At 62.2% G+C, this 26,436-nt stretch carries 24 protein-coding genes; 3 read left to right on the top strand and 21 right to left on the bottom strand.

Annotated features, from left to right (window positions below):
* Positions 1 to 503: 503 nt before the first annotated feature.
* From V9L17_RS08255 to V9L17_RS08245, 3 genes are all read right to left on the bottom strand, one after another.
* Complete coding sequence (locus tag V9L17_RS08255; RefSeq protein ID WP_337351089.1) at positions 504 to 1,412, bottom strand: TniB family NTP-binding protein; 909 nt, start codon at positions 1,410 to 1,412, stop codon at positions 504 to 506.
* A gap of 113 nt (positions 1,413 to 1,525) precedes the next feature.
* Positions 1,526 to 3,529: a hypothetical protein gene (locus V9L17_RS08250; protein WP_337351088.1), complete on the bottom strand. Its 2,004-nt coding sequence runs from the start codon at positions 3,527 to 3,529 to the stop codon at positions 1,526 to 1,528.
* Complete coding sequence (locus tag V9L17_RS08245) at positions 3,526 to 4,296, bottom strand: TnsA-like heteromeric transposase endonuclease subunit (protein WP_337351087.1); 771 nt, start codon at positions 4,294 to 4,296, stop codon at positions 3,526 to 3,528. The genes V9L17_RS08250 and V9L17_RS08245 overlap by 4 nt, the downstream gene beginning before the upstream one ends.
* 428 nt (positions 4,297 to 4,724) lie before the next feature.
* On the opposite strand from V9L17_RS08245, the gene V9L17_RS08240 reads away from it, so the two are divergent.
* Complete coding sequence (locus V9L17_RS08240) at positions 4,725 to 4,931, top strand: hypothetical protein (RefSeq protein ID WP_337351086.1); 207 nt, start codon at positions 4,725 to 4,727, stop codon at positions 4,929 to 4,931.
* A 67-nt stretch (positions 4,932 to 4,998) separates the two neighbouring features.
* On the opposite strand, the gene V9L17_RS08235 is transcribed toward V9L17_RS08240, so the two are convergent.
* The 10 genes from V9L17_RS08235 to V9L17_RS08190 form a co-directional block, all read right to left on the bottom strand.
* On the bottom strand, positions 4,999 to 5,808 hold the full coding sequence (locus V9L17_RS08235) for a hypothetical protein (protein WP_337351085.1): 810 nt from the start codon (positions 5,806 to 5,808) through the stop codon (positions 4,999 to 5,001).
* 75 nt (positions 5,809 to 5,883) lie between these two features.
* Complete coding sequence (locus V9L17_RS08230; RefSeq protein WP_337351084.1) at positions 5,884 to 7,236, bottom strand: SMODS domain-containing nucleotidyltransferase; 1,353 nt, start codon at positions 7,234 to 7,236, stop codon at positions 5,884 to 5,886.
* A complete protein-coding gene (locus tag V9L17_RS08225; protein WP_337351083.1) occupies positions 7,233 to 8,429 on the bottom strand; it encodes an SAVED domain-containing protein in 1,197 nt (398 codons plus the stop codon). Before V9L17_RS08225 ends, V9L17_RS08230 begins: the two co-directional genes overlap by 4 nt.
* A gap of 368 nt (positions 8,430 to 8,797) precedes the next feature.
* Positions 8,798 to 9,772 carry a class 1b ribonucleoside-diphosphate reductase subunit beta gene (gene nrdF, locus V9L17_RS08220; protein WP_066291871.1) on the bottom strand — a complete coding sequence of 325 codons (975 nt, stop codon included), beginning with the start codon at positions 9,770 to 9,772 and terminating at the stop codon, positions 8,798 to 8,800.
* 96 nt (positions 9,773 to 9,868) lie between these two features.
* On the bottom strand, positions 9,869 to 11,989 hold the full coding sequence (nrdE, locus tag V9L17_RS08215; RefSeq protein WP_337351259.1) for a class 1b ribonucleoside-diphosphate reductase subunit alpha: 2,121 nt from the start codon (positions 11,987 to 11,989) through the stop codon (positions 9,869 to 9,871).
* A 62-nt stretch (positions 11,990 to 12,051) separates the two neighbouring features.
* Positions 12,052 to 12,456, bottom strand: coding sequence for a class Ib ribonucleoside-diphosphate reductase assembly flavoprotein NrdI (nrdI, locus tag V9L17_RS08210; protein WP_337351258.1), 405 nt, complete (start codon positions 12,454 to 12,456; stop codon positions 12,052 to 12,054).
* Positions 12,457 to 12,654: 198 nt separating this feature from the next.
* Positions 12,655 to 12,900 carry a glutaredoxin-like protein NrdH gene (nrdH, locus tag V9L17_RS08205; RefSeq protein ID WP_337348171.1) on the bottom strand — a complete coding sequence of 82 codons (246 nt, stop codon included), beginning with the start codon at positions 12,898 to 12,900 and terminating at the stop codon, positions 12,655 to 12,657.
* A gap of 474 nt (positions 12,901 to 13,374) precedes the next feature.
* The gene (locus V9L17_RS08200; protein ID WP_337351082.1) at positions 13,375 to 14,748 is read right to left on the bottom strand and encodes a class I SAM-dependent methyltransferase; all 1,374 of its coding nucleotides are present in this window, start codon (positions 14,746 to 14,748) and stop codon (positions 13,375 to 13,377) included.
* A complete protein-coding gene (locus V9L17_RS08195; RefSeq protein ID WP_337351081.1) occupies positions 14,745 to 15,476 on the bottom strand; it encodes a DUF1365 domain-containing protein in 732 nt (243 codons plus the stop codon). Before V9L17_RS08195 ends, V9L17_RS08200 begins: the two co-directional genes overlap by 4 nt.
* The gene (locus V9L17_RS08190; protein WP_337351080.1) at positions 15,473 to 16,846 is read right to left on the bottom strand and encodes an NAD(P)/FAD-dependent oxidoreductase; all 1,374 of its coding nucleotides are present in this window, start codon (positions 16,844 to 16,846) and stop codon (positions 15,473 to 15,475) included. The genes V9L17_RS08195 and V9L17_RS08190 overlap by 4 nt, the downstream gene beginning before the upstream one ends.
* 124 nt (positions 16,847 to 16,970) lie before the next feature.
* Here V9L17_RS08190 and V9L17_RS08185 point away from each other — a divergent pair, with 124 nt between their 5' ends.
* Complete coding sequence (locus V9L17_RS08185) at positions 16,971 to 17,888, top strand: LysR family transcriptional regulator (protein ID WP_337351079.1); 918 nt, start codon at positions 16,971 to 16,973, stop codon at positions 17,886 to 17,888.
* Positions 17,889 to 17,933: 45 nt separating this feature from the next.
* The gene (locus V9L17_RS08180) at positions 17,934 to 18,440 is read left to right on the top strand and encodes a DUF2004 domain-containing protein (protein ID WP_337348176.1); all 507 of its coding nucleotides are present in this window, start codon (positions 17,934 to 17,936) and stop codon (positions 18,438 to 18,440) included.
* 87 nt (positions 18,441 to 18,527) lie between these two features.
* Here V9L17_RS08180 and metE read toward each other — a convergent pair whose 3' ends face one another.
* The 8 genes from metE to V9L17_RS08140 all read right to left on the bottom strand — a co-directional run bounded on the left by metE (position 18,528) and on the right by V9L17_RS08140 (position 26,430).
* The gene (metE, locus tag V9L17_RS08175) at positions 18,528 to 20,861 is read right to left on the bottom strand and encodes a 5-methyltetrahydropteroyltriglutamate--homocysteine S-methyltransferase (RefSeq protein ID WP_337351078.1); all 2,334 of its coding nucleotides are present in this window, start codon (positions 20,859 to 20,861) and stop codon (positions 18,528 to 18,530) included.
* A gap of 56 nt (positions 20,862 to 20,917) precedes the next feature.
* Positions 20,918 to 21,883 carry a methylenetetrahydrofolate reductase gene (locus tag V9L17_RS08170; protein WP_337351077.1) on the bottom strand — a complete coding sequence of 322 codons (966 nt, stop codon included), beginning with the start codon at positions 21,881 to 21,883 and terminating at the stop codon, positions 20,918 to 20,920.
* A 332-nt stretch (positions 21,884 to 22,215) separates the two neighbouring features.
* A complete protein-coding gene (locus V9L17_RS08165; RefSeq protein WP_337351076.1) occupies positions 22,216 to 22,971 on the bottom strand; it encodes a hypothetical protein in 756 nt (251 codons plus the stop codon).
* On the bottom strand, positions 22,968 to 23,408 hold the full coding sequence (locus V9L17_RS08160; protein ID WP_337351075.1) for a hypothetical protein: 441 nt from the start codon (positions 23,406 to 23,408) through the stop codon (positions 22,968 to 22,970). Before V9L17_RS08160 ends, V9L17_RS08165 begins: the two co-directional genes overlap by 4 nt.
* Entirely contained in the window at positions 23,405 to 24,082 is a 678-nt protein-coding gene (locus V9L17_RS08155; protein ID WP_337351074.1) for a VWA domain-containing protein, read from the bottom strand. Before V9L17_RS08155 ends, V9L17_RS08160 begins: the two co-directional genes overlap by 4 nt.
* Positions 24,079 to 25,098, bottom strand: coding sequence for a vWA domain-containing protein (locus tag V9L17_RS08150; protein WP_337351073.1), 1,020 nt, complete (start codon positions 25,096 to 25,098; stop codon positions 24,079 to 24,081). The genes V9L17_RS08155 and V9L17_RS08150 overlap by 4 nt, the downstream gene beginning before the upstream one ends.
* On the bottom strand, positions 25,089 to 25,559 hold the full coding sequence (locus V9L17_RS08145) for a hypothetical protein (protein WP_337351072.1): 471 nt from the start codon (positions 25,557 to 25,559) through the stop codon (positions 25,089 to 25,091). Before V9L17_RS08145 ends, V9L17_RS08150 begins: the two co-directional genes overlap by 10 nt.
* On the bottom strand, positions 25,549 to 26,430 hold the full coding sequence (locus tag V9L17_RS08140) for a DUF58 domain-containing protein (RefSeq protein ID WP_337351071.1): 882 nt from the start codon (positions 26,428 to 26,430) through the stop codon (positions 25,549 to 25,551). The genes V9L17_RS08145 and V9L17_RS08140 overlap by 11 nt, the downstream gene beginning before the upstream one ends.
* Between the last annotated feature and the right edge of the window lie 6 nt (positions 26,431 to 26,436).

Here is a 26,436-nt window from a genome sequence, read left to right as displayed (position 1 = left end):
CGGGCCAACCCACAGATGGTGCCGACTGCAGACGTTTGCTTGCAGGTGGGGGTACTGCTCTACTTTCCGCCCCTGTGAGCAAAGTCTGCACATATACCTGTGGTCGATGCCTACGAAGCAGCGGGAGCACTGTGTACCGTCATCATGCTGTGGCATGACAGCACGAGCCCTGGGGAAAGCGTTCGGGTTGAGGCTGCCCTTCGCTTCCGCGATCACTGAGGTGATGCCTTCAGGCGTTAGTCCGGGCCTTGCCAGCTTCGCCTGCAGCTTGAGTACTGACTGAATACCTGGGGAGAGGTGATTGGCGGCAAGGAGCGTCTGAAGGTAGCTTTCCGGCGTTTCCAGTGCCAGCAACCGTGGCCTGATGGGGAATGGCCGGTGAAGTTCCCGCGCGGCCATCAGCTCCTTTTGCGCCCATTGCGTCTTGGGTGACCTGTTACCAGGGTCGGCGCCGCCGGAGGGCCTGTCGTCGCAGTTTCGGTTTTTTCCGGATGGGTTCTTTTTCATGGTTCGCTCGTCATTTCGGCGGCGATGTCCAGGCTGATCTCGTCCAGTACCTCTTTGGTGATGAGCTCCTGGTCTGGAGGGGTGCCGGCGAATATCAGCCCTTGTGCTGCGCCCAGCAGCAGATGCGAGAGCGAGCCAATGGATCCCTGCGTGCGGTCGTGCAGGTATCTGGCCAGTTCCTTGAGGTCGCCGGGTCGGTGGTTGAACAGGCCCAGTTGCTGCTCAAAGGATTCGATGAGCAGTTTCCACATATTCATTTGTGACGGATTTGCTATGCCGAAGCTTCCCAACCGTTCCAGACCGAAACGGCCGGCGATTTGGCGACCTCTCTCATCGGTGAGGAGGTGGCCTTGGTGGATGTTGATTCCGGAGTAAACGAAGGTGGCCGGGATCTGGTTGGACAGGCTCTTGAGGACATCGACGCTCTCGCTGTTGCCTGGGTTTCTTCGATGGAGATTGTGGATCTCGTCCACCACGACAAGTCTGGTTCCGACCTCCGTCAGTGCGCTGGAAACGAGGTGCAGCAGATATTCCAGGGTGTCACGTGTGTGAAGGGGCAGTCCAAGGAAACGAGCGAACTGGGCCGCAAGTGCCTTTCCGGTCGACCCCGGTGGGACTTCAACGTAAACGATCGGTATCCGGTTCAGCGCCTCGAAATCCGGCAGGTCATTCCGGTACCTCACGTAGACATACTTCATTGCGGCCTTAGCAGCGGTCGTCTTTCCTGTTCCAGATTCTCCGGAGATCATGAGGCCTGCACGGCCAGACGACCGGGAGCGGTTGAGAAGTATCAGGCGCAGGACTTTGCGGATCACAGACTCCAGCTGTGGCGTTGTTATAGTGAGCCCGTTCCCCAGACGGTCGATCCGCTCGCGATTCACCTTCTCGCGTTCGTCAGGACTCATGCGCAGGTAGCCGTCAAGGTCAGGAACCAAGGGTGGCTCGTCCGTGCCGGACAGGAAGCTGGTCAGACCTTCGACGGTGGTGAGAGGTTGCCGCATTTCTTCCGTGAAAAGTCTCACAGCAGATCCCTTTCAGGGTCGAACGGTTCCAGGATCCCCGGTTCCCGGCCACTCGGTTCCTCGGGCGGCGGGTCAGGTGGAGTTTCTGGCATCGTGGGTATTGGCATGTTGTTGGCTTTTTCGTATTCCAGGGCCACCTTGCTTCTGGCCTGCATGTTGGCCATCCGATCCTGCTCCTGTTGACCGTGCTGGATGATGTCCATGGTGAGTTCCACTGCCCGGTCATTGTCCAGGACGCCTATTTCTTCGGCTATCCGGCGTCCTTCGCGGCGGACGAATGAGCTGAAGGGTGTACTCAGACGCCCGGCGCCTGTCCAGGTGCACTCGATCCACGTCCCGTCATCAGGGTGTTTGACCCACACTGCGAACGGATCGTACGGGTTGTAATGGACAGGCCACTTCCGGCTATGGGTTTCAGGGCATGGCTGGAGCCGGAAAGGAAACAACCGCACGCTGTCATACGTTCTTCCTTGGTGCGTGATTCCCTTGGGCTGAATAGTGAGAAGATGTATCGGCATCAGGTCGATAAAGTCATTCTGCGTGAAGGGGACCGGGACTTCTCCAGTCACTTCATGCAGGGCAATGGTCATCGCCCTGGCGGACATGACGACCCCGGGGAATAGGGCGTCACTAAGCCCCTTCCTTGGCCGGTTATCCCAAACGTTCTCCAGCCAATCTTCAAAAACCTCGTTCAAGGTATAGATGTCCAACACATCTTCACGCTCGGGATGCGCGCCCCGCATTATGGTCGACCCTCCCGTATAGCCTCCCAAGTACTGGGAAAATTCAGTCTTTATCGACTCGAGGCACCGTTCGACAATCGGCTTATCGCTTCCGGTATGCAGTGACGCTTCCGTTAGGCTGATCCCATACTTGGCACAGGCCGCCCGGAACACCTCCGATAGGTAGTCCTTGCCGTTGTCCGTGACAATGCGGTGCGGGAAGATGAACGGCTGCAGCAGCGCCCCTTCAGGCTGACCTTCAGGTGTGGCAGGCGTGCCGTTCGCGATTGTCGAGACGGCTGCTTTCAGTCGCGGGTACCCTGGCCGAACGCCACGCGGCACAAGACACCGGGCCAAGCAAACAGTGTGGTCAAAACCCTTAGTCCCGCCGAGCCGAATAGTACTTGCCACTACTTTTTCAGTCGTAGTGTCCACCATGATGGTCATCACTACCTTCCTGCGCCTACCCAGGGAGTCAAGAGCGAGGAAATCCGGCTTAGTCGAATCCATTTGGACTTCCTGTCCCGGGAAAAACCTCAAACGATGGTTGAACATTCTTCCCGGCACGGTCGCGGCAGAGCGTCTTGTCCAAGCGCTGCCAAACGTGTATTTGCCCTTGGTCAGGATCGTCGTATATCGCCACAGTGAAGTGCGCGGGGGTACGACGACATCTTCGCCCGGATATTTCCGCAGCAGTTCCTTCCTGAGACGGTAACGAAAGCGCTCACGAGTGGCCGTTGACTGGTTCGTCTCGCCTGCAATTACGGACACCAGCGCCTCAACCACACGAGGGTCGACATGGGAAAGCGGCGGGTCCCGACGTAACTGCCGCCCGTCCAAGAGACCTGCCGCACCCGCAACCCTGTACGCCCGCAGTTTCCGCTTTAACGTAGAGACCGAACACGGCAAACCCATCGCCTGCAGCTCGCGAGCCTTGCTCGCCAGTCGATCGTGGAGGGTCAAACTTGGGTCATAAGCAACCCGGGGCTCGCCCTCTTTCCCGCGACGTTGTCTGCCAGTAAGGACCTCATCAAGATGGTCCGCCCACAGCAGTGCTCGGCGGCGCGCCTCCGGCTTTGCCAGATCCAAGGCCCGGGGGTGAGGTGCAGTGACTCGCCCCCTCGCGTCCTGCAGCTGTAAGGCCATCATGCTGGAGTCCATGGCAACTTCCGCTCCGTCTTCCAAGCTTTGCAGCATGATCTGGCCGCTGCTGTAATCGGTCACCCGGTAAGCGCCATCGATGAGCTGAACTGCATCGCCGATCCTTACCTGCCTCATGCCGTCCGTCCTGCCCACACCTTCGTCGACCAGGACAGAGGCACGTCTTCGGAGAAGGACAGGACCCGCTGCCACATCAAGTTGTACAGAACACCCATACCCGCTGCCGGGTAAGCCGTCTTAAGCCACGCGAGTGCCTCATCAAGGCTGGTAGCCCGGGCGGCGAACTGACACACTGCTTCAGTGAGGTCCGACGTAGGGGCATAGCGTGGATGTCGATAGGCTGCGAGCCATTCGAGGTTATTCACGAAGCCGGTCCTGAATTCCGTCAACAACATGTAGGTCCATCCCACTCGCCGGCAGATGGCCCCCGTCTTGTCGAACTGGGCTACAGCTATGTCGTCCATCAGGTCGACAGGGTGCACGTCAATCAGCAGTCGTCGTTCCGACCTCTCAACAGCGAAAAAATCAGGAACATGGGTTGTTCCGTCCCGGAAACGGATCACCATGGGTTGGGCCGCTATAGACCTAATTTGATGCGTGTAGTCGAGCCACATCAGCGCCGTGTATTCCAGCATCGACTCATGCCGAACATGACGATTCGACCCGGCAAACCAGTAATAGCCGGCGTGGTTCAGTCTGCCTGGGTAGTTGGTGCCCTCTCGGGCCGGGAGTGCTGTCTCGAAGGGCAACGTAGTTGCGAGAACAGTCGCCTCTACGGAGTGGATGCGCACTTCGGGGTCCGCCCAGAACAGGACGTCACGCGGCATAGAGCCCTCTGACCAGTTGTTCAGGGCCGCTCGCAACGCCACGGTGACGCGTTCCATGTCACTGCAATGAGTTGAAAGAAAGGTTCGTAGTGCCCACCTGCCAGGGTCGTCCGACTTCTCGGATGAGCTGAGTATTCGCCCTAGCCATTAGTATGTGACTCACTGGCACCAGAATCAAGCGTGGGGGCACAACAAAATAAGGACGTGACGACCTCCTCGCATTTAGTGTAACAGTATGGCGATTTGACGCCAACAGCACCCGGCCACCCTAAGAGCTATTTGCACAGGTCAATCGCCGATTCTGATGTCCAAACGTCTTTAGTAGAGATGGGAAGCTCTTGGCGCTTCCAAGTAGCAGCCCGGCTTCACACGATAGGCTGCGCATCTCCCAACTTGTGAGGCGTATCCGGCAGCGCTGGATTGCGGCGCAAGAACTGACGACAATGAGAAGATGAGGATGATGGCAGGCCAAGTGGAGGTCCGCAATGATGATCTTATGCCTGGGCAGACACCGCGGACTGTCCCGCGCTGACTATGAGGCCATCCTGGCATCACGGCGGCCGGCATCGGTCGACCCTGAGGATCGGAAGGTCCAGATTGCTGCGGCCCGGGCCAGGGTCACGCTCGACAGATTGACGCGCGACGAGACGCCCGAATGGATCATTGCCCTCTCCAAGGAGAGTCCTGAGTAAGGATCTTAAATGGCCTCAGCTTCAGGTGCGTGACGGCCGGCACGAGCGATGTTGAGGGAATTCGAGGCTATGAGTTGGATTGCGGAACGCTGACGTTCCTCGGGCCGAACTCGTCATGGACTTTCCGCCATGCACCGTCCAACGGTTCGTTCAGATTCGCTGGCATCGGTGTGCCCACGTCGGCAACGTAGGCGTCAAGGAGAGTCGGCGCCCATTCGCTGGCCGAGACTGTCACAGGCGCTGTAAACAAATCTTCCGGAAGGTCCAAAACGCCATCCACGACGAGGCGCTCCACGAGGTGGAGTGTCTCCACGACGGCCACCATCTCACTACACACGGTCTTTGTGGCGTTCAGCAACATCTCCTCAGCACTGATACCACTGGCATAGGACCGGCGGACTTCATCTTCATGCAGTAGGTGTCCATACAGCCATGCACCAGCAACCTCCTTGTTCGACATGCTCGGCTCCGAGCGCGCCGCCTTGAGTCGGCCGTTAGGGTAGTCAGGGTCGGCAATCCTGAACTTCACCGTGAGATCTTCGATCTCCTTCCGGTAAGCCGGTGACTCGGCAACCGATTCGGAAAGGGCGTTAAGGACCTTGTCGTAGTGGACGCCATCGTCCTTCAAAAAGGGCGGGCGAACCCGTGCCGCAGCGGACTCCACCTGCTCCGTCGGGAGCAAAGGAGCAGGCTTCATCTCCACCGACCTCTCACCAGTCTTGGTGTTGACGATGAGGTTGAACGTCATGGTCCATGCTGCGTATTTTTCGAGGGCCACTTTGTCTTGAGCCAGGGAGTGCTCCTGGACCAGGCGTGCGCGCAGCACGAACCTTGAAATCGTTCGGAGAGCCGCCGCCGTCCTAGCCTCTTTTGACATGCCCTGTCCCCCTTCTAATTGCGAACTTCAGCCTTGACGGTCATTTGTAAAGTCGACGACGGCCCAGTTTGAAGCTCAGTCGGGCAGGATCGTCACCTCTTGTCTATCTCTTGCGACCGCAACTCCGTCCTTGACGATCCACGCTTCCACCCAATGCTCGCCATGGAAACTGCTCGACTCGGTGATCTGCTCACCGAGCTTCCTAATTTCGCCACGGAACATCTTCCGGCGGGCTGCTTCCTCACCGGCGTTGCGCACCTTCCAGTACACATGGAAAGGTTTTTCAACGGTGCAATCCTCTATCGTGAACCGAAGCGACCTGCCCAAGGGCACGAGGTTGCCGCGGCCACCGAGTGGACGATAGCGGCCTACGCCCTTTCGGTTCGGCGACACCCGGCCGGCAACGCGCACTCGATGCGAGGGATCCAGATTAGTGCGAATGCCATGATCCCGAAGGAGATCTTGTTCGCCAGGAGCTGGCGCCTTTTCGTAGTAGCTGTACGCCGATGCCGTCAGCGCTCCGCTCTCGCTGGTCTTTCGGACAGCTGAGCCGAATGAGTCGCCGAAAAGCTTCCGCCACTTCTCCACGCTCTCGTCCGCGTCGGCTTCCAGTGCTGCAACCATAAGCTTCGACCAGGTACTGAGCTGGCTTTTGAGGTTGTCGAATCCACTCTGGGTGAGCCGGTCGGCGAGGTTTTGTCCAATGCGGTCGTCGACCCATGGAGGCGTGGACATCGGGTCCAGGTAGTCATGCAGGGCCTTCACGAGCGACGTGAGTGAGGTCGCCACGTTGTCATATTCATTCACGCCTGCGAAGGACCTCACGCGCTCTGCCAGCAATGCGGACAAGACGACGGATGGTACGTCGATCGAACTGCGATCTCGCAGGTACTTCATGAGGCGGACAACGCGAACCAAATGTCCGTGGGTGGTCCGGTTATTGTCCTCGAACCAGGAGGTGTATGCGACCGGATCCTGGCGGATAAATTCATTCCGGGTTCTGTGCGTGATGTAGGTGTTTCCATCGTCCCGGGTCACAAATGGAACCAGGTCAATATGGAAGTCGCCCGCGTAATCCAACTTCACGCAGCGTTTTCCGAGCACCGCCTTGTCGCTATATCGGGCGCACGACTGCAGCGCTTTATGCAGGGCCTGCGTGTAGTGTTTCGGTTCCCAACCACCCTGCTCGGCCATGGGCACCAGAACGTCTGCGTCGAAGTCATTCCCTGTGAAGGGCCGAATGATCGTCTTGTGGGCGAATGACCCTTGAGGGATGACATCTCCCACGACGAGATCATCCAAGCCCGAATGGCTCGCAAGGAAATTGTTCACTGCGGCGACCCTCGAATGCAGCGTTTTTGTGCGGGTTGCGTCGAGATTTACGTAGTCGCGCAGGAAGAAATTGATCTCCCTGATTCGTGCTGTCATGTTGTGATTTCCATTACTGGTTCATAGGAATTGTCCTTATTGCGCTGGTACAGGACCAGGTCCGGATGTGCGTCACGCATGTGATGCCGCCCCATAGTGATGGCGGCCGTGTTCGGCACTGCGGCGATTAGGTGAATCTTGCGGGCGTTGGGATAGGTCGCTTCGAGCAAGCTCAATGCCACGCGCCATGACTCCGCGAAGGCGTTCAATGCGGTGCGGCTGTCGATCAGGTCCGGACCCGGAGTCAGAGTTCCGGGGCGGAGCTCCAATACCGGCATATCTGCAAGCGCTTCCGGTATCCGTTCACCGCTTACTCTGGCAGTGACGCTGACCAGTACAACTACCTCGTTGGCGGCAGCCACAACAGACTCACTGCTCGGCGTGGATGCGTCTTCGACGACGAAAGCAGGACTTGTCGTCAAGCTGTCAATCGATGGCCAGGCCCAGGTATCCACCGTGTCCGCGCGTTTACGCCGGTGCAGAACGGTTTCGGTCTTATCATCTAGGCGCGAGCCCAGATAAATGAGAACGGGAACGGGAGCGATCGCAAACACGCTCAAAACTGAGGTGTCCTCGGCACCGATGGCCTCAAACACCCTATCGACTGTCTTATTGATTTGGTCCTCGGCACGAGCCCATGACCATGTTGCGCTTTCAGGGTCAGGGAGAGAAATGTCAAAGATGCCGTTCCGAGTGTCGTCCCCCATTCCCGTCAGGCCTTCCCGTCGCAGCGCCTCTGCGACCTGGGCCGGGGGCACCGGGCTGAAGGTTCCGCGCACAGCCGCGGCGAGCCGGATTACGGTCGCCGGCCTCAGCGTGGCGAAGTCTGTTACCTGCCTTACTCGGTCCTCGTGTTCCTTTTTCTTGGCCGCCAGGAAGTCAACTGTATAGCTGTCTCTGTGGTGCCTGGAGTCAATCTTCTTATGGCAGGTGTGGCACAGGAGGAACAAATTCGATTCGTAGGCCCGCTCCTCCGCGGTCAAGGTCGACTTGCTCCTGGACGAGTTAGGCCCGGACGTAGCACCAACATTGTGGGCAATCTCGCCAGTAGGGACTGAATGCCAAAATTCGGTTGAATCAATCAACCACTCCGAGCAGAGAACACACCTCGCCGCCGCTCGTCCCCAAATACGTTCGCGCACATTATCGGGAATATTGCTACGAGCGATCTTGGTGTCACGTTCCTCGGCCAATATCTAATCCTTTGCAGTCTGGATGCGAGCACGCCAGCAATGTAGCCGTCGCCGTCTCGGTCGAGAAGGCTCTTAGTGGAAAGTGTGTACCGCCAACTGGGGAGACGGTCGGGCTTAGTTGGGGGTCGCACAACTAAGCCCGACGTCTTTATCTTTAAAAGCCAAGCCTTCTGCAGGATCGCAAACGAGATCGCAAAACCCTCCGGTTGCAGAGGCCCCAGCGGCCCATCCGACGTCGAATTACGGCAGCGGGTTCAACTAACTTGAAACGCTGGCTCAACTAAAATGAAACAGGCTCAAGTAGCTTGGAATCTCACAGCACGCTTGGCGTCCGGGGCATTACAAGGCTGAGGGGACCTTGTCGTGTGCTAGAAGTCCCAGTCCTCGTCTTCTGTGTTAACGGCCTTGCCGATCACGTAAGACGAACCTGACCCCGAGAAGAAGTCGTGGTTCTCGTCGGCATTCGGGGACAGGGCCGAGAGGATGGCCGGGTTCACGTCGGTGACGGAAGCCGGGAACATGGCCTCGTAGCCCAGGTTCATCAGCGCCTTGTTGGCGTTGTAATGCAGGAACTTCTTGACGTCCTCGGCCAGGCCCACACCGTCGTAGAGGTCGTGCGTGTACTGGACTTCGTTTTCGTACAGCTCGAAGAGCAGCTCAAACGTGTAGTCCTTGATTTCCTGCTTGCGCTCCTCGGAGAGACCTTCAAGGCCCTTCTGGAACTTGTAGCCGATGTAGTAGCCGTGCACGGCCTCATCGCGGATGATCAGGCGGATCAGGTCAGCCGTGTTCGTCAGTTTGGCACGTGAAGACCAGTACATGGGCAGGTAGAAGCCCGAGTAGAACAGGAAGCTTTCCAACAGCGTGGACGCTACCTTGCGCTTCAGGGGGTCATCGCCCTGGTAGTAGTCCATGACGATCTGGGCCTTCTTCTGAAGGTTCTCGTTCTCGGTGGACCAGCGGAATGCCTCGTCGATCTCCTTGGTGGAGGCCAGCGTGGAGAAGATGGAGGAGTAGCTCTTGGCGTGTACCGACTCCATGAAGGCGATGTTCGTGTACACAGCTTCTTCATGCGGGGTGAGCGCATCCGGGATCAGGGAGACGGCGCCGACGGTGCCCTGGATGGTGTCCAGCAGCGTCAGGCCAGTGAAAACGCGCATGGTGAGCTGCTGCTCAGCCGGCGTCAGCGTATTCCAGGACTGGACGTCGTTGGACAGCGGCACCTTCTCGGGCAGCCAGAAGTTGTTAACGAGGCGGTTCCAGACATCCACGTCCTTGTCGTCCTGGATGCGGTTCCAGTTGATTGCCTCGACATGCGTCAGCAGCTTGACCTTCTCGGTCATGTCATCCCCTAAATGTTGGGTTGTTCTTTGAAGTTAAGCGTACGACGGCGGGCGGGCGCCCGCCGTCGTACTGTCACAATTTAGTTGAATCTACAACTACAGCATGCAGGAAACGCAACCCTCAACCTCAGTTCCCTCCAGCGCGAGCTGGCGGAGACGGATGTAGTAGATGGTCTTGATGCCCTTTTTCCAGGCGTAGATCTGGGCCCGGTTGATGTCGCGCGTGGTGGCGGTGTCCTTGAAGAACAGCGTCAGGGACAGGCCCTGGTCCACGTGCTGCGTGGCAGCGGCGTAGGTGTCGATGACCTTCTCGTAACCGATTTCATACGCGTCCTGGTAGTACTCCAGGTTGTCGTTGGTCAGGTACGGCGCCGGGTAGTACACGCGGCCCAGCTTGCCTTCCTTGCGGATCTCGATCTTGGACGCCACCGGGTGGATCGAGGAGGTGGAGTTGTTGATGTAGGAGATCGAGCCCGTCGGCGGTACAGCCTGCAGGTTCTGGTTGTAGATGCCGTGCTCCATGACGGAAGCCTTCAGCTCGCGCCAGTCATCCTGCGTGGGAATGTGGATGTTCTTGAACAGCTCCGCAACCTTCTCAGTCTGCGGCACCCATTCCTGCTCGGTGTACTTGTCGAAGAACTCGCCCGAGGCGTACTTGGACTTCTCGAAACCGCCGAAGGTCTGCCCGGTCTGGATGGCCAGCTTGTTGGAGGCGCGGACTGCGTGGAACACCACCGAGTAGAAGTAGATGTTGGTGAAGTCCAGGCCCTCTTCGGAACCGTAGTGGACCCGCTCGCGGGCCAAGTAGCCGTGCAGGTTCATCTGGCCGAGGCCAATGGCGTGGCTCTGGTCGTTGCCGCGGGCGATGGACGGCACCGAGGTGATGTTGGACATGTCGGAAACTGCAGACAGCGAGCGGATGGCCGTCTCGATGGTCAGGCCGAAGTCCGGGCTATCCATGGTCTTCGCAATGTTCAGCGAGCCCAAGTTGCACGAGATGTCCTTGCCGGTCTGGTCGTAGGACAGGTCATCGTGGTACGTGGTGGGCTGGGAGACCTGGAGGATCTCGGAGCACAGGTTGGACATGATGATCTTGCCGTCGATCGGGTTGGCCCGGTTCACGGTGTCCTCGAACATGATGTACGGGTAGCCGGATTCGAACTGGATCTCGGCGAGGGTCTGGAAGAACTCGCGCGCCTTGATCTTGGTCTTCTTGATCCGGGAATCGTCCACCATCTCGTAGTACTTCTCGGTGACCGAGACGTCGGAGAACGGCATGCCGTAGACGCGTTCGACGTCGTACGGCGAGAACAGGTACATGTCCTCGTCCTTCTTGGCCAGCTCGAACGTGATGTCCGGGATGACAACGCCCAGCGAGAGGGTCTTGATGCGGATCTTCTCGTCCGCGTTCTCGCGCTTGGTGTCCAGGAAGCGGTAGATGTCCGGGTGGTGCGCGTGCAGGTACACGGCGCCGGCACCCTGACGGGCACCGAGCTGGTTGGCGTAGGAGAAGCTGTCCTCGAGGAGCTTCATCACGGGGATAACACCGGAGGACTGGTTCTCGATCTGCTTGATCGGGGCGCCGACTTCGCGGATGTTGGTCAGCGCGAACGCCACTCCTCCGCCGCGCTTGGACAGCTGCAGCGCGGAGTTGATGGACCGGCCGATCGACTCCATGTTGTCTTCGATGCGGAGCAGGAAGCAGGAGACCAGCTCGCCGCGCTGGCGCTTGCCGGCGTTCAGGAACGTGGGAGTGGCCGGCTGGAAGCGGCCTTCGATGATCTCGTCCACCATCTGCAAGGCCAACTGCTCGTCGCCCCGTGCCAGGTGCAGGGCCACCATGCAGACGCGGTCCTCGTAGCGCTCAAGGAAGCGCTTGCCGTCGAACGTCTTCAGCGTGTAGGACGTGTAGAACTTGAACGCGCCCAGGAACGTCTCGAAGCGGAACTTCTTCTTGTACGCGCGGTTGAAGAGCTCGCGGATGAAGTTCATCGTGTACTGGTCGAGCGTTTCGCGCTCGTAGTACTGGTTCTTCACCAGGTAGTCGAGCTTCTCTTCCAGGTCGTGGAAGAACACGGTGTTGTTGTTCACGTGCTGCAGGAAGTACTGATGCGCGGCTTCGCGGTCGGCCTCGAACTGGATCTCTCCGCTGGGGCCGTACAGGTTCAGCATGGCATTGAGCTCGTGATAGCCCAGACCCTTGTAGGCGGCCGGCATCTCGGGCTTTTCGACGGCGGCACTCCGCTTTTCAGCGGCGCTGCCCTGGCCTTCGGCCCTGGTTACTTCTGTATCTGCGACAGTCGTGTCCAAAACGTGTCCAATCCATTGTTGACGCGGGCAACGTCGTCTGGCGTGCCCATAAGTTCGAAGCGGTAAAGCGTGGGAACTTTGCATTTGGCGGCGATGATGTCCGCAGCCATGCAGTAGTTGTCCCCGAAGTTTGTGTTGCCTGCACCGATGACGCCGCGGATCAGTTTCCTGTTCTGCGGGTTGTTCAGAAAGCGGATGACCTGCTTGGGCACCGATCCTTCTCCCCCGGTGCCGCCATAGGTCGGCACCACCAAAACAAAAGGCCTGGTGGCGAGAAGGGGTGCGTCTTTCGGGTAAAGCGGGATCCTGCCCGATTCACGGCCAAGCTTCGCAACGAAGCGGCTGGTGTTCTCGGAGGTGGAGGAAAAATAGATGAGCTGGCTCTGCGTTGTGACAGGATCCGGCGAAAACGCCTGGTCCTTGCCGGCACCATCCCGTCCGGCGCGCTGAGCCGCGTCAACGGGATGGTCGGTTTCACCAGTTGCTGTGAAGGAAGCCCCGGCTGTTGCCAGTGCCACGGGAGTCACCTCAGCTGCATCGAAGGTTGCCTGACGGCAGGAAAAAGTAAGGCCCTAGGCCACGGAGGAAACGGCAGATAGTGCCAGTTCCTCGATCTTGTCCGGGCGGAAGCCTGACCAGTGGTCCTGGTCCGTGACCACAACAGGAGCCTGCATGTAGCCCAGCGCCTTCAGGCGATCGAGCGCCTCGGCATCCTGGGAGATGTCCACGCTCTGGTAGGCGATGCCCTTCTTATCCAGTGCGCGGTACGTTGCGTTGCACTGAACACAAGCCGGCTTTGTGTAAACCGTAACGGTCATGGTCCCTGTCCCCTTTGTCGAAATATCGCTCTTCTTAGGCGGGCCGTTCCGAACTGGAATCCATGTCCGTTACTGCCGCCTGCATTGCCGCTTCCGCAGCCCGTCTACAGTTTGATGTCCTGCGCTGGTGTCCCGCTCAAGCTGTATGTAGATACTACATGTAGTGCAGACGGCTCTTCGGAACCCCAAGATGATGTATTACAAGTATGTCATTTAATGCACTTTTAATCCACAGGCAGGACCCCGCAAAATGTCCGGAAATCCGCTGATTTCAGGGACGAAATCCACACCCTGTGGAGTACTTAGCCACATTTAACCCCCAGCGTGTCGTTCCGTGGACGGCGTGTCGCGCCTTGTGCCGGGGGCACTACATGTTGTGTTGGACACGCCAAAAGGGGCCCCGAAGCGACCTTCGGAACCCCTCAAGGTGATCAATCCCACGGACAAGCAAGGCCATCCGCGTGATCGCGGTAACTAGAGCTGCGCCTCCCGGCGGTCCAGCACAATCTGCTGGACGTCCAGGTAGCCAGACTGGAACCCCGCCCGCGAGTAGCAGAGGTAGAACAGCCACATCCGTTGGAAAACCGTGTCGAAGCCGAGCCCGGCCACTTCCTGCGAACGGGCCATGAAGCGTTCCTCCCACAGCCGCAGGGTGGCCGCGTAGTGGTCCCCCATGCCCATGCGCTCCCGGACCCGGAGGGTGGTGTGCTGCTGCGTCACGCCCTCGATGGCCCGCACCGAGGGAAGGAAGCCGCCGGGGAAGATGTACTTATGGACCCACGTGTAGGCGTTGCGGGTAGCCAGCATGCGCCCGTGCGGCATGGTGATGGCCTGGATGGCCACCTTGCCGCCGGGGGCCAGGACGCGGTCAATCGTCTGGAAGTAGATGGGCCAATATTCGTACCCGACGGCTTCGATCATTTCAACGGATACGACGGCGTCGAATTCGCCTTCCACGGCCCGGTAGTCCTGCAGCCCCACTGTCACCCGGTCCGCGTAGCCGGCAGCGGCGATCCGCTCCTGGGCCAGGGCCTGCTGCTCACTGGAAAGGGTGACGCTGTACACGGTGGCGCCGCGCGCCGCTGCCCGCAGTGCCAGCTCGCCCCAGCCTGTGCCGATCTCCAGCACACGCGTCCCTTCCCGCACTCCTGCCTTGTCCAACAGCCTGTCGATCTTGGCCTGCTGTGCTTCCGCCAGCGAATCCCACGGCACGGACGTCAATGCTCCGGCATCCGCCGGGAACAGCGCCGACGAATAGCTCATGGTGGCGTCCAGGAATTTTGAGAACAATTCGTTGGAGAGGTCGTAGTGCCGGGAGATGTTGCTGCGGGTGTTCTGCTCGTCGTTGCGCTCCTGCCGCGGCGTCCGGGGCAGGTAGAGCGTGCGCAGCTTTTGCAGCGGAGTCGGGATCAGCGTGTCCACGGACGCCGCGAAGACTTCCAGCACGCCGGCGAGGTCCGACGCCTCCCAGTCCCCGGCCATAAACGACTCCCCCAGCCCGATCAGGCCGTTGTCCCCGATGCGGGCCTCAAACGCCTCCGGCCTGACCATCGTCATAACCGGCGCGGCGGGACCGCCGGTCCCAAGGACTGAACCGTCCGGATAGGCCACACGCAGGGGCAGGCGGCGGGCGGCACCCCTGAACAGCAGGCCCGCGGCCTTGCCCGCCACTAATGCTTTAGTGCCCGACGGCGTGTGGGCCACTCCGGGCCAGACGTCCGGATCGATAGTGGCCGGGGCTGCCGGTACCCCGGCAATGTTCCAATCAGTCACCCGGGAATGGGTTGCGGGCTTGGGGTTGGAAACCTTCGCGGCTGCAGCGGTTCCGTTCTCATCGGTCATTGTCATTGAACTGCCTCCTGTGAGGGGTGATGTGGTCTTTTGACGACGGGCAGGCGTTTTGCCCAGAGCTTCACGCCCTGGATCCTGATCAGGGCGGAGACCAGCAGCGGCGCCGCCGGAACCGCCAGTGCCGCTGCAAGGATGTTCCTCGTGGTGGCGGGGCGCCTTTCACCGTCCATGGTGGCGATGAACGGCCGGTGTCCTTCGCGCTCCAGCACGATCGCTACAGCCAGCCGCTCATCCGGTGCAGGCAGCTTCATCCGGTACTGCCCGTCAACGTCGTTGAACGGTGAAACATAGAAGGCCTTGGGCACGCTGGCCCGGCCGGAGGAGTCGGTCTCCAGGAGGTAGCAGTGCCGTTCGCCGTAAGTGTTGTGCACTTCTGCGATGACGCACTGCAGGTCCCCGGACTGCCGAAAGCACCAAAAGAGCGTGAGCGGATTGAAGACGTACCCCAAGACCCTGGCGCTGGTCAGCATCCGGATGTTCCCGCCGTCGGGCTCAATCCCCCGGGTCCGCAGGAACCGCTCAACATTGGCGCGGATGGTTGCCGACGGGTCGCCCAGGTGGTCGCCGGCCCGGAAGACGGCCAGCGGCTGCAGCAGCCGCGGCAGCCGAGGGATCCGATCGACGTCAACGAACCAGCTGTAGCTGCGGTACGTGAAAGCGTTCTTCAGCGGGGTGTGACGCACATGGGATATCGACGTGCGGTAGATGGCTGCCGTTTGACTCATGCGCCCTCCAAAGCCAGCAGTCCTGGCTCCCCCGCCGTCCCGGGCGCAGTCCAGGTCCGGCCCAGCATGGCAGCGGCCCGGACGCCGGACAGGGCACCGTCCTCGTGGAAACCCCAGCCCAGGTAGGCTCCGGCAAAAGCGATGCGGTTGTTGCTGAGTGCCCTGATCCGCTGCTGGGCCTTCAGGGAGTCGGGCGTGTACTGCGGGTGTTCGTAGACCATCCGTTCGAGCACCTGGTCATCGGCAATGAGTTCGGACTCCCCCAGGCTGACCAGGTAGGGCCGGCCGTCCGCGGGCTCAAGCCGCTGCAGCCGGGTGAGGTCGTAGCTGACAAGGACCTTGTCGGGGCGGGCGTCGCAGCCGGGGAGCCGGTAGTTCCAGGACGCCTTGGCATTGTCGGCCCCGGGAAGGACCGCCGGGTCGCGGTGGAAGACAGTGTGGTTGACGGAATAGGGCATCCCGCCGAGGGCTTCCTTCTCCTCCGGAGTGGCGTCCGCGAGGAAGCCGAGTGCTTGGGACGGATGAGTGGCTATAACCACGGCGTCAAAGTTGTCCACGCCGTTCCCGGTGGTAACTTCCACGCCGTCGTTATGCCGGCGGACGGATGTTACCGCCGTTCCGAGCCGGATGTCCGGCAGTGTCGCGGCGAGCTTCTCCACGTACCTCGCTGAGCCGCCCGTCACGGTGCGCCACTGGGGCGAGCCCTTGACGCCCAGCATGCCGTGGTGCGCCAGGAAGGTAAACAGATACCGGGCCGGGTAGGACAGCGCTGTGGTGGGGTCGCAGGACCAGACGGCGCTGACCACAGGAGTCATGAAATGCGAGATGAAGTAGGGGCTGAAACGCTCCCGCTGCAAAAACTGGCCAAGAGTCAGCTCCGGCGTGGCGGCGTCGGGGAGAACGGGCGACTCCGGCTCTGCCTGGATGAGTGACCGGGCCCGGCGGTAGAAGCGCATGACCTCCACCAGCATCCGGAGGTAGCGTCCACGCAGCAGGCTGGACGGGCGGGCAATAATCCCCTTGGCTCCGTCGCGTGCCCCGGCGTACTCCAGGCCGCAACCGTCGCAGCGGATGGACATGCTCATTTCGGAATCCTGGGTTTCCACGCCCAGCTCGGCGAACAGCCTCAGCAGCGTAGGGTAGGTCCGCTCGTTATGGACGATGAAGCCGGTATCAATCCCCAGGGCTTGGCCATCCTGCTGAGGCACACTGTGCGTGTGGGCATGGCCACCCAACCGCGTGTCCGCTTCGAAGAGGGTCACGTTGTCGTGCCGGTTAAGGACGTAGGCCGCCGTCAGGCCGGCCACGCCGCTGCCGATGACCGCTATGCGTCTGCCCGCGCCGCCACTTCGGGTGGGGATCAGTGACAATTTTTGCTCCTCTGCTGAACATTGCCGTTGGGTAGTCAAGGGCAGTTCGGAACGGTGAGAGGGCCGGATGGGTAAAAATGCCGGCTTCTTTTTCGCGGGCAACCCGGCAGAGTAGTGTGGGCGGGTGGTTAATCCCGTACATCTGAAGACACTGCTCGAAGTGACGCGGCTCGGCTCATTTGCGGCCGCCGCAGCCCGGCTCGGGTACACGGCGTCGGCGGTTTCACAGCAGATGTCCGCCCTCGAACGGGACACGGGGGTAGTCCTCTTCCAGCGCTCGGCCCGCAGCGTGGTCCCCACGGAGGCAGCCGAGGTGATGACCCGGCACGCCGCCAAGGTCCTCACGGACATCGAGGCGCTGATGGCCGCCGCCTCAAGGACCCAGGACAGCGCCAGCCAGGAGCTCAGGCTGGGAATTTTTCCCAGCCTGGCTACCTACGTCCTCCCCCGGATCCTGCAGAATCCGACCTGGAAGAACCTGGGGATCGACCTCAGGGTCTCAGTGGCGGAGCCGTCCCAGACCATCCAGGGACTGCGCACCGGCGGGGATCTTGATGTGGCGCTGGTCTTCCAGGTGGGCCAGTCCGGGCTCGCGTGGCCGCACACCATCAACAGGCAGTGGATCGGTGACGACAACTTCCGCGTGGTGCTGCCCGCCGGCTGGGGTTTCCGTTCCGATGCCAAGGTCGCCGCGGACCATCTGTCCGAGATGCCGTGGATCATGCACCATCCAGGCACTCCCGACGCGGTGGTGATCGAGCGGCTCTTCGCAAGCTGCAACCTGCATCCGCGGGTGGTGGCCCATAGCGACGACTTCCATGCCAGCCTGGAGATGGCGGCGGCCGGACTGGGCGCCGCCCTGGTGCCGGAACTGGCGCTGCGGCACCGGCCGGCCGGGGTGGTGGTGCTGGACGTTCCGGAGATCCGGCTGGCCCGCAACGTTTTCGCGCTCCTGATCAATGAGAAGAAAACCGCCCGCGTGCAGCTGTTCGTGGACCTGCTGGCCGAAACATTCGCAGGCCTGGGGACAACAGGCAATTAGGGCCGAATGCTGGAACGGACCGCTTTTCGGGTCTATGTTGAAGATATGAACAGGGTAGCGAGCCAGCACTTTGGAGAAATCGAGCTCAACCACGGCGAGGATCACAACATTGCCGCTAAACATGAGCTCGGCGGAACCACACTGGAACTCGACCTGAACATCAACGCGCACGACCACTTTGACGAAGCAGCCATGCACAAGGTGGACTACCGGCTCCGCTACCTCCCAGAGCTCGTTGACGAGGTCCGCGACATGATCGCCGAAGAGCTGGAGCAGGAGGGCACCAGCCCCCAGGAGTACCTGCGCTTCCACTGCAACGCCCTCAAGGACGAGCACCTGAAGAAAGTCTTCGGCGTCGAAGACCGCAGCCAGCTCACCAACGCTGTGTTCCTCAAGGCCCTGAAGCTCGGCCATGTCGGCATCTATCCGGGGCAGCCGGAGCGCTATTTCGTCCTTGATTTCACGCTCGGCTCGCACTTCACTGACGAGGTCCTGGTGGTCTCAGCCGACGAGGACGGCGTGGTTGACGACGAAATCCTCTGGGAATCCTGAACAAAACCACTGCATAAAGCCCGACGGCGGCCGGTCACTTAGGTGACCGGCCGCCGCTTTTATATGGGTGCTTTAGTTACTTTGCTGCTACTGCTGTGCTGCCTGCAGCAGTTCGGCGCGGACCGTCTTGGTGGCCTTGACCAGGTTGCGCAGGGACTCTTCGGTCTCGGCGTAGCCGCGGGTCTTCAGGCCGCAGTCCGGGTTGACCCAGAGCTGGCGGGACGGGACGTGCTTGACGGCGGTGCTGAGCAGTTCGGTGACTTCCTCCTCGCCGGGAACGCGCGGCGAGTGGATGTCGTAGACGCCCGGGCCCACGCCGCGGCCGAAGCCGTGGGACTCGAGGTCGTGGACAACCTCCATGCGTGAACGGGCGGCCTCGATGGAGGTCACATCGGCGTCCAGTCCGTCGATGGCGTCGATGATGGCGCCGAATTCGGAGTAGCACAGGTGGGTGTGGATCTGGGTGGCGTCAGCAGCACCGGCGGTGGACAGGCGGAACGAGTTCACGGACCAATCAAGGTACGCTGCGTGGTCTGCCTTGCGCAGCGGGAGGAGTTCGCGGAGGGCCGGTTCGTCCACCTGAATGACCTTGATGCCGGCCGCTTCGAGGTCAGCGATCTCGTCGCGAAGCGCCAGGCCAACCTGGTTGGCGGTCTCGCCGAGCGGCTGGTCGTCGCGGACGAAGGACCAGGCCAGGATGGTGACCGGACCGGTGAGCATGCCCTTCATCGGCTTGCTGGTCAGGGACTGTGCGTACTCGGCCCAGGCAACCGTGATGGGGGCGCTGCGGGTGACGTCGCCCCAGAGGATGGACGGACGGGTGCAGCGGGAGCCATAGGACTGGACCCAGCCGTGGACCGTGACGTCAAAGCCTTCGAGGTTCTCGGCGAAGTACTGGACCATGTCGTTGCGCTCGGGCTCGCCGTGTACCAGGACGTCGTAGCCGAGCTCTTCCTGCAGCTCCACAACGCGCTTGATCTCGTCCTTCATGAGCTGCTCGTACTGCTCGTTGGTGAGGTCACCCTTGTTGTTGCGGGCGCGGGCCGAGCGGATTTCGGAGGTCTGCGGGAACGAGCCGATGGTGGTGGTGGGCAGCGGCGGAAGGTGCAGGGCCTCTTCCTGGGCGGCTTCGCGGACCGAGTACTCGGAGCGGTTGAAGTCTGCGGCGGTCAGTGCTTCGGTGCGGGCGCGGACGTCGTCGCGACGGACTCCTTCAGCGGTTGCACGGGAAGCGATCACGGCGGAAGCTTCGTCGATGGCGGCCTTGGCAGAAGCGGGCTCGGCGAGGTAGGCGGCGAGAGTCTTGACTTCCACGGCCTTCTGGTCGGAGAACGCAAGCCAGCTGCGCAGCTGCTCGGACAGCTGGGTTTCCTCAGCGACGTCGTGCGGGACGTGCTGGGTGGACGTGGAGGTGCTGACGGCAAGCTTGCCGGCTGCGGCCTTCAACTCGTCCAGCTTGGCAGCGGACGAGGCGAGGTCGTTGCGCCAGATGTTGTGGCCGTCAACCACACCGGCGACCAGGGTCTTGTCGCCGAGGCCGGCGAGGGCTGCTGCGGACGGAACTGCGCCCTTGAAGATGTCAATGTGCAGAGCATCAATGTTGGTCGCGGCAAGGGTGCCGAGCTGCCCATCAAGCGAGCCGTACGGCGTGGAGACGAGGATCTGCGGACGCTTGGCAGCCGCGGTGAGTACCTCGTAAGCCCGGGCGACGGCGGCCTGGATCTCCTCGGCGGAGGTGTCCTGGTCGACCACCAGTGCAGGCTCGTCGAGCTGGATCCAGCTGGCGCCCGCTTCGGCGAGCTTTTCGAGCAGCTGGACGTAGACGGGCAGGATGTCCTCGAGCCGGGACAGCGGCGCGAAACCGGCCGGTGCGTCGTCTGATGCCTTGGACAGCAGGAGGTACGTGACCGGGCCAACGATGTACGGGCGGGTCTCGATGCCGTTGGCAAGGGCGAAAGCGAACTCTTCAACCTTGGCGGTGGACGCGAGGGTGAACTCGGTCTCCGGGCCGATCTCCGGAACCAGGTAGTGGTAGTTGGTGTCGAACCACTTGGTCATTTCCAGCGGCTGCTGTTCCTTGTTGCCGCGGGCCAGGGTGAAGTAGCCGTCGACGTCCAGCTGTCCCTCAGCGTTGAGGAGCTTGCCGAAGCGGGCCGGGACCGCACCGAGGTGTGCCGTGGTGTCCAGGACCTGGTCGTAGAAGGAGAACGTGCCAGGCACGGCGGCAGCCTCGGTCAGGCCGAGTTCCTGCAGGCGCTTGGCGATGGTGAGCTGGATGTCCTTGGCGGCGGCGTCGAGGGCAGCGGCGTCGATTTTGCCGGCCCAGTACGCTTCGACAGCCTTCTTCAGTTCGCGGCGGCGGCCGATGCGCGGGTAGCCGAGGAGCGAGGCAGCGGGAAACGGAGTGTTGATTTCAGTCATGGAAGATTCCTTGGAGTGGTGAGACAGTTCGGAAGGTCTTGGCAGATATCTGGGGATCAGCTGGCCAGCTGGCGCCGGGCAACGGCGCTGCGGCGGCTGGCTGAGCGTGAGTGGCGCGGAAGAGCCAGTTTGTCCAGCACCTCAAGCGCGCTCTGGTGTTCGTTGAAGGTGTAGAGGTGGATGCCCGGTGCACCGGCTTGGAGGGCCGCATTGGCCAGGTCCACCGTCGCCCGGACGCCGATCCGGAGCCGTTCGGCGTCGGTGTCGGCTGCGGCGAGGCGTTCCATGAGCTCGGGGGACGGCTCAACGCCGGTCAGTTCACCAAGCCGTGTAACGCGGCGGAGGCTGGTGAGGGGCATAACGCCCGGAATGATCGGGATGGTGACGCCGGCCCGCCGGGCCCGGGTGACCAGTTCCGCGTACTGCCCCGCGTGGAAGAAAACCTGGGTGATGGCAAAGTCTGCCCCGGACCGCTGCTTGGCGAGCAGCACCTCAACGTCGTGTTCCTCGCTGGGCGACTCCGGATGCCGCGTGGGATAAGCGGCGACGCCGACAGCGATCTTGCCGGCGCACAGCAAGGCCGAACGCCGCTGCTCCACACGCCTGATCAGTTCAATCAGATCCTGCGCGTAGGTCAACGATCCCTCGGCGGGCTTCCCGCCGTCCTTGGGCATGTCGCCGCGAAGGGCGAGGATGCCGCGCACGCCGGTGTCCAGCAGTTCACCGATGATCTCAGCCAGTTCCAGCGGCGTGTTGCCGACGCAGGTCAGGTGGGCCAGGGGCCGCAGCGTGGTTTCCTGGACCAGCCGGTGGATGAGTTCGAGGGCGGTGTCCCGGTTGGAGCCGCTGGCACCGTAGGTGACGGCGACGTAGTCCGGGTCGGTGGTCTCAAGCTCACGGATGGTGTTCCACAGCGATTCGGCGGCAGCCGGGGACCGGGGCGGGAAGAGCTCATAGGAAAGCGCCACCGGGGCGGTATCTGAGAGGTTGGGATGGGTGTCAATAAGGCTTGGTGGTGACATTTGCGTCCTTGGCTTTGGGCCATTGGCGGCGATGTACGTCGACGTTGCGACTGTATTGCCGTCAATGAATTGAGTTTGGGGAACACGGAAGGAACTCCACTAGGACGCAGCCGCGACTGTTACGCCTGGAATGAAGTTGTCCGTGAGCAAATGTCAGGCCCACATGGGGGCACCCACACCCTCCGTAACGGAGGATCGCTGACACGTTACCGCGGTAACTTGTATAGAACTCTAGGAGTCCTTCCGGAAGCGTTCAAGTTGGCCGCCGAATTAAGACGCAGCTTTACGCCGTATTTCACGGTGCCACAGAATTTTGTTCGCCACTGTGGCGGCTACCAGGGCTTGTCCGGTCCTGCGCCGTAATCGCCGTCCCTGAGGTACTCGTCGCGTTCCTGGCCGTTGTTGCGTTCCAGCTGGGAGTTCCGGGCGCTGTCTTTGAGCTCCTCGAGCTGGGTTTGCTGCCCAGGATCGGGCTCTGCCGGAGCCTGCGGTTTTTCGCCTTCGGGCTGCTCCCCCGCACCCTCCCCGGCCTTGGCGTCCTCGGATTTTTGCCGGAGCCGGGCTTCTGCCTGGTCCAGCTTCTCTCCCGGGGCCGGGGCGGCCGACTGGTCGGAGGACGCCAGGCAGCCGTCAGGCGCGGCGTCCACGACGGCCAGCGCTTCGGCGAAAAGCTGCCCTGCCGCCGTCGGGTCCTTGGCAGCCAGCCGGGCATCACCAAGCTGTTCGATGCTGAGTACCAGGTTGACGCGGATGACGCAGTCATCATTTGGCCCGGTGAGCGCCAGGGCCTCCTCAAAACGTTTCCGTGCTGCCTCGAAGTCCCCGGCCAGGGCCCGGGCGTCCCCCGCGGCGAAAGGTGCCTTGTGCGGTTCGATGACATTGACGGTGCCCAACCCCGCCGCTGCGGAGCCCACCGCGTCGGCATCACGGTGTTCAAATCCCGTGGCCGCCTGGCCCGCGAGAACGCCGAGGCTAAGCAGCTTAACTGACAGGCAAAGGACCAGGAGCACGGGCAAACCGGACCAGAGAAGAAGGAGCCTCCGGCGCCTGAGCAAGGTGGCCGCCGTCGAAGAATGATCCGGGTTCACTTAGATGCCCCCTGCACAGGTTGGCGGTCACGGCTGGACGGCGAAGTTTGTGACGGCCCGGGCTGGCTTGGCGGCCCTGTGTGACCCAACTTCCTGTGCTGACTCAACGGCCGGAGTTCACGCAACTGCCGCAGCACCAGGACCGTTTCCCGGAGGGCCAGCAGGAACGCCCCGGCCGCCAGGATCCAATACAGTTCCATCCGCCCTTCAAGGCTGTTGTCCCCTTCCCCGCGCTGCAGGGCGCCGGGATTGGCGTCCTGCAGCATGGGCGCGGCAGCGTCACCTGCCGAACGGTGCACATAGGGAACCTCGAGGTCGGCTGCGATGCGCCGGAGCTGGGCCTCGTCCAGCATGGAGAGGGCGTCCCGGCCGGTCCCGCCGCTTCTGTCGCGGATGTAGCCTGCGTCGTCGGGGCCTGGCCCGGTGTTTTCCTTCATCCGTCCGCCCTCGGCTGTCCCGTAGCCCAGCACGGCTCCCCCGCTGACCAGCCCCGTGTCCACGCGCATCGGTGCAGGGGGTTTTCCACTGGTCTGTTCCCCGTCACCGAGATAGAAAACGATGCGCGGCCGTTCGGGATGGCTGTCGCGGGCAGCCCGGAGCCGCTCGTCCAGCAGTTTCGCCGCCACGGTGACGCTGCTTCCTTTGGAATAGGCCGCGACCTGCGGTTCCAGCACGGTGACGAGGTGTCCAGTGCGGACGTGTCAGTGGTCAGCGGCATCCGGACGGCAGCGTTGGTGTCAAAGGTGATCAGCGAAAAGCGCGCACCGGCCAGGCGTTCGGCAATGGCACTGATGTCCGCACGGACTCCCTCCAGCCGTGGCAGGGAATCTCCGTAGTCCTCGGCGGCGATGCTGCTGGTGGTGTCGACAACAAAGAAGACGTTGATGTCCGCCGTCGCCGCCTCCGCGCTTCCGCCCGGGATGCCCGGCCGAAGCGCCGCCCCCACAACGAGCAGCACGAGTATCCCGCGGAGCACCCCGTCGCGGCCTGAGCCCGGCCCCCGGCGGGGGTTCCGCCGTCGGACACTGATGACCTGCCAACCCAGGAACAGCACGACGGCGGCGGTCAGTGGCAGCATCACCCATGCTGGCAGAACCGGAAGCAGCGTCATGGCCTGAGCCGCCAGGACGCGCCGGCCAGGACCAGGCCGGAGAGGAGTGCGAGCGCCAGGGGCAGGTCCGGACGGTCCGAGACCACGGCACGGGGCGCACCCTGGATGGCGGCTGCTTCTGTTGCCTGGACGTCCCGGACGATGCCTGCCACGGCCTCCGGGCTGTCCAGCGCGTAGTAGGCTCCGCCGGTGGTTTCGGCCGTGGCCCTGAGCAAGGCACCCGGCTGTTTGGAGTCAGTACCGTAGTCGAAGTCGCCGGGGTTCAGGGCGTAGACGCGGATGTCCCGTTCCTTGGCGAGCGCACCCGCCTGTTCCAGCGTGAAGATCGGATCGCCGGAAAGAAAGTTGTCGGTCGCCAGCACCACTGACCGCGAGCGCGGAGGCGTCTTGGCTGCAGGCATATTGCTCTGGGGCGTGGCGTCGGTAGCCGGGAAGCTCTCCACACAGCTGGCCAGTCCGTCGCCGATCAGGGACGAGCCGCGCCCATTCCAGGTGCCGTCCAGGAAGCCTGAGCTCCCGGCTTCACCGTTGAAGGCGTCCTTCGCCATTGTCAGTTGCTCCTGCACATAGCTGTAGTCATCGGTCAGGGGAAAGACCTGGACCGCGCTGCTGTCGAAGATCGTGAGCCCAATCCGTTCACCGTCGAAGTCGGCGGCTAGTTCGGTGAAGACCTCCACCACTTCGGCGTCGGCGCTGCTCATGGATCCGGACGCGTCCAGGCACAGGATGATGTCCCGGTTGTGTTGCTCGGGCCGGATGGTGGTCATGTTTACGGGCCGGGCCGTGGCGATGGCAGCCGATACCACCAGGGTCAGGGCCGCGAGCGCCGCGACCGCAAGCCAGCGCCGGTACCGCCGGAGGGCGCGCTGGTACTCGGGCAGCGCGGTGAGGCGGTCCGCGTGGGCAACAGGCCGCCGTCGGGCGTTGTCCCGGGAGTCCTTGCGGAACACCAGCCAGGCGGCACCGGCTGACGCGGCCGCTGCGATGGGAAGGAGCCACCAGAACATCAGTTCCATGAGCGCACCGACTGGCGGGCCGTCTCGGCTGACCGGGCCAGCGGCGGCAGCGGTTCCGCGCCGAACTCGCCGGGGTAGAGCACGCCAACGGCTGTGGCCGCTGCGGGCAGGGGATGGCTGTCCAGCTCCGCCAGGGTCATCCTGGGGGCATCAACGCCCGTGACGTCGCGGGTAAACTTCCGGACCAGGAGGCTGAGTTCCTGATGGGACGCCCGGGACGTCAGCCGTCCGGCTGCTGCCTCGGCTTCCACGGCATCGATCCTCTGCAGGTACGCTTCCTTGAGGCTGTGGATGTCCGACGGCGGCGTGAACCGCGGCGCTGCCGCCGGCACCGGGCGTTCACGGGTGCTCAGGTAAACAAAGAAGTACCAGCCCACGACGAGGACCAGCAACCCGATGCCCGCCCACAGCCAGAGCGGGCTGTACTGAAGCGGTGCGTAGAACCCGCCGTTATCCTGCACGCCGGTGCCGTTCCAGCAAGGCAAACAGTTCAGTCATGACTTCCTGGCTGTTGGCCACGCGGCCCTCGGAAATCCCGACGCTGCGCAGCATGGCATGCCGGCCGGCGTCCCGTCCCGCTGTGGCCGTTGCATATGCGGCAGCTACGCCGGATGACTCGGCGATCCGGCTGGGCAGCGGCGAAGCGTCCACGACACTGAACGCATCTTCCGCGGGCCCGGCGCCGGCAAGGTGGGCGTCGCGGATGGTGAGCCACAGGATCTCGTGCTGCGCCCGCAGCCGGCGGAGCACCTGCTCCAGGCCGGGGTCTGCGGCCAGCTCGTCTGCGACGACGAACAGCAGGTTCCGTCCCTTGACGGTGCGCGCCACATGGCGAAGTTGCTCTTCGAGCCGGCTGGGTCCGCTGTCCAGGCTGGCCCGGGAGTGGACCTCCTGCAGCAGCCGTTCCAAGTGGGCTTCCCCAGCCTTGGCCGGAATGGTGCGGGAACCAAAGGCATCGCCACAGACCAGTCCCACCACGTCGCCGTGCCGGTGTGCCAGGTAAGCCATGACGCCAAGGGCCATCACGGCGATGTCCTTCTTGGGTTCGCCGTCGCGGGATCCGGCCGCCATGTTCCGGCCGGTATCGGCAATCAGCATAAGGGTCTGCCGCCGTACGGCCACGTAGCGCTTGATCAGCGGGGAGCCGTGGCGGGCGGAGGCCTTCCAGTCGATGTCCCGGACCTCATCCCCCGGAACATACGCCCGGAGGTCGTCGAAGTCCAGGCTGCGGCCCCGGAATACTGAACCGTACTCGCCGTCAAGGATGCCGCGGGCTTTCCGGTGCGCGAAGATGGACATCTTCGACTTCACGCGCGTAAGCAGACTGGTCACCTGGTG

The organism is Pseudarthrobacter sp. CCNWLW207 (assembly GCF_037203945.1).
Classification (GTDB): domain Bacteria; phylum Actinomycetota; class Actinomycetes; order Actinomycetales; family Micrococcaceae; genus Arthrobacter.
This window is presented reverse-complemented; position numbering and strand designations above follow the sequence as displayed.

Excerpts from the sequence above, each read along its gene's own strand:
- V9L17_RS08255 (WP_337351089.1), bottom strand. The coding sequence starts at position 1,412 with ATGAGTCCTGACGAACGCGAGAAGGTGAATCGCGAGCGGATCGACCGT.
- V9L17_RS08250 (WP_337351088.1), bottom strand. The coding sequence starts at position 3,529 with ATGAGGCAGGTAAGGATCGGCGATGCAGTTCAGCTCATCGATGGCGCT.
- V9L17_RS08245 (WP_337351087.1), bottom strand. The coding sequence starts at position 4,296 with ATGGAACGCGTCACCGTGGCGTTGCGAGCGGCCCTGAACAACTGGTCA.
- V9L17_RS08240 (WP_337351086.1), top strand. The coding sequence starts at position 4,725 with ATGATGATCTTATGCCTGGGCAGACACCGCGGACTGTCCCGCGCTGAC.
- V9L17_RS08235 (WP_337351085.1), bottom strand. The coding sequence starts at position 5,808 with ATGTCAAAAGAGGCTAGGACGGCGGCGGCTCTCCGAACGATTTCAAGG.
- V9L17_RS08230 (WP_337351084.1), bottom strand. The coding sequence starts at position 7,236 with ATGACAGCACGAATCAGGGAGATCAATTTCTTCCTGCGCGACTACGTA.
- nrdF (WP_066291871.1), bottom strand. The coding sequence starts at position 9,772 with ATGACCGAGAAGGTCAAGCTGCTGACGCATGTCGAGGCAATCAACTGG.
- nrdE (WP_337351259.1), bottom strand. The coding sequence starts at position 11,989 with ATGCCGGCCGCCTACAAGGGTCTGGGCTATCACGAGCTCAATGCCATG.
- nrdH (WP_337348171.1), bottom strand. The coding sequence starts at position 12,900 with ATGACCGTTACGGTTTACACAAAGCCGGCTTGTGTTCAGTGCAACGCA.
- V9L17_RS08200 (WP_337351082.1), bottom strand. The coding sequence starts at position 14,748 with ATGACAATGACCGATGAGAACGGAACCGCTGCAGCCGCGAAGGTTTCC.
- V9L17_RS08195 (WP_337351081.1), bottom strand. The coding sequence starts at position 15,476 with ATGAGTCAAACGGCAGCCATCTACCGCACGTCGATATCCCATGTGCGT.
- V9L17_RS08180 (WP_337348176.1), top strand. The coding sequence starts at position 17,934 with ATGAACAGGGTAGCGAGCCAGCACTTTGGAGAAATCGAGCTCAACCAC.
- metE (WP_337351078.1), bottom strand. The coding sequence starts at position 20,861 with ATGACTGAAATCAACACTCCGTTTCCCGCTGCCTCGCTCCTCGGCTAC.
- V9L17_RS08170 (WP_337351077.1), bottom strand. The coding sequence starts at position 21,883 with ATGTCACCACCAAGCCTTATTGACACCCATCCCAACCTCTCAGATACC.
- V9L17_RS08160 (WP_337351075.1), bottom strand. The coding sequence starts at position 23,408 with ATGAAGGAAAACACCGGGCCAGGCCCCGACGACGCAGGCTACATCCGC.
- V9L17_RS08155 (WP_337351074.1), bottom strand. The coding sequence starts at position 24,082 with ATGACGCTGCTTCCGGTTCTGCCAGCATGGGTGATGCTGCCACTGACC.
- V9L17_RS08150 (WP_337351073.1), bottom strand. The coding sequence starts at position 25,098 with ATGGAACTGATGTTCTGGTGGCTCCTTCCCATCGCAGCGGCCGCGTCA.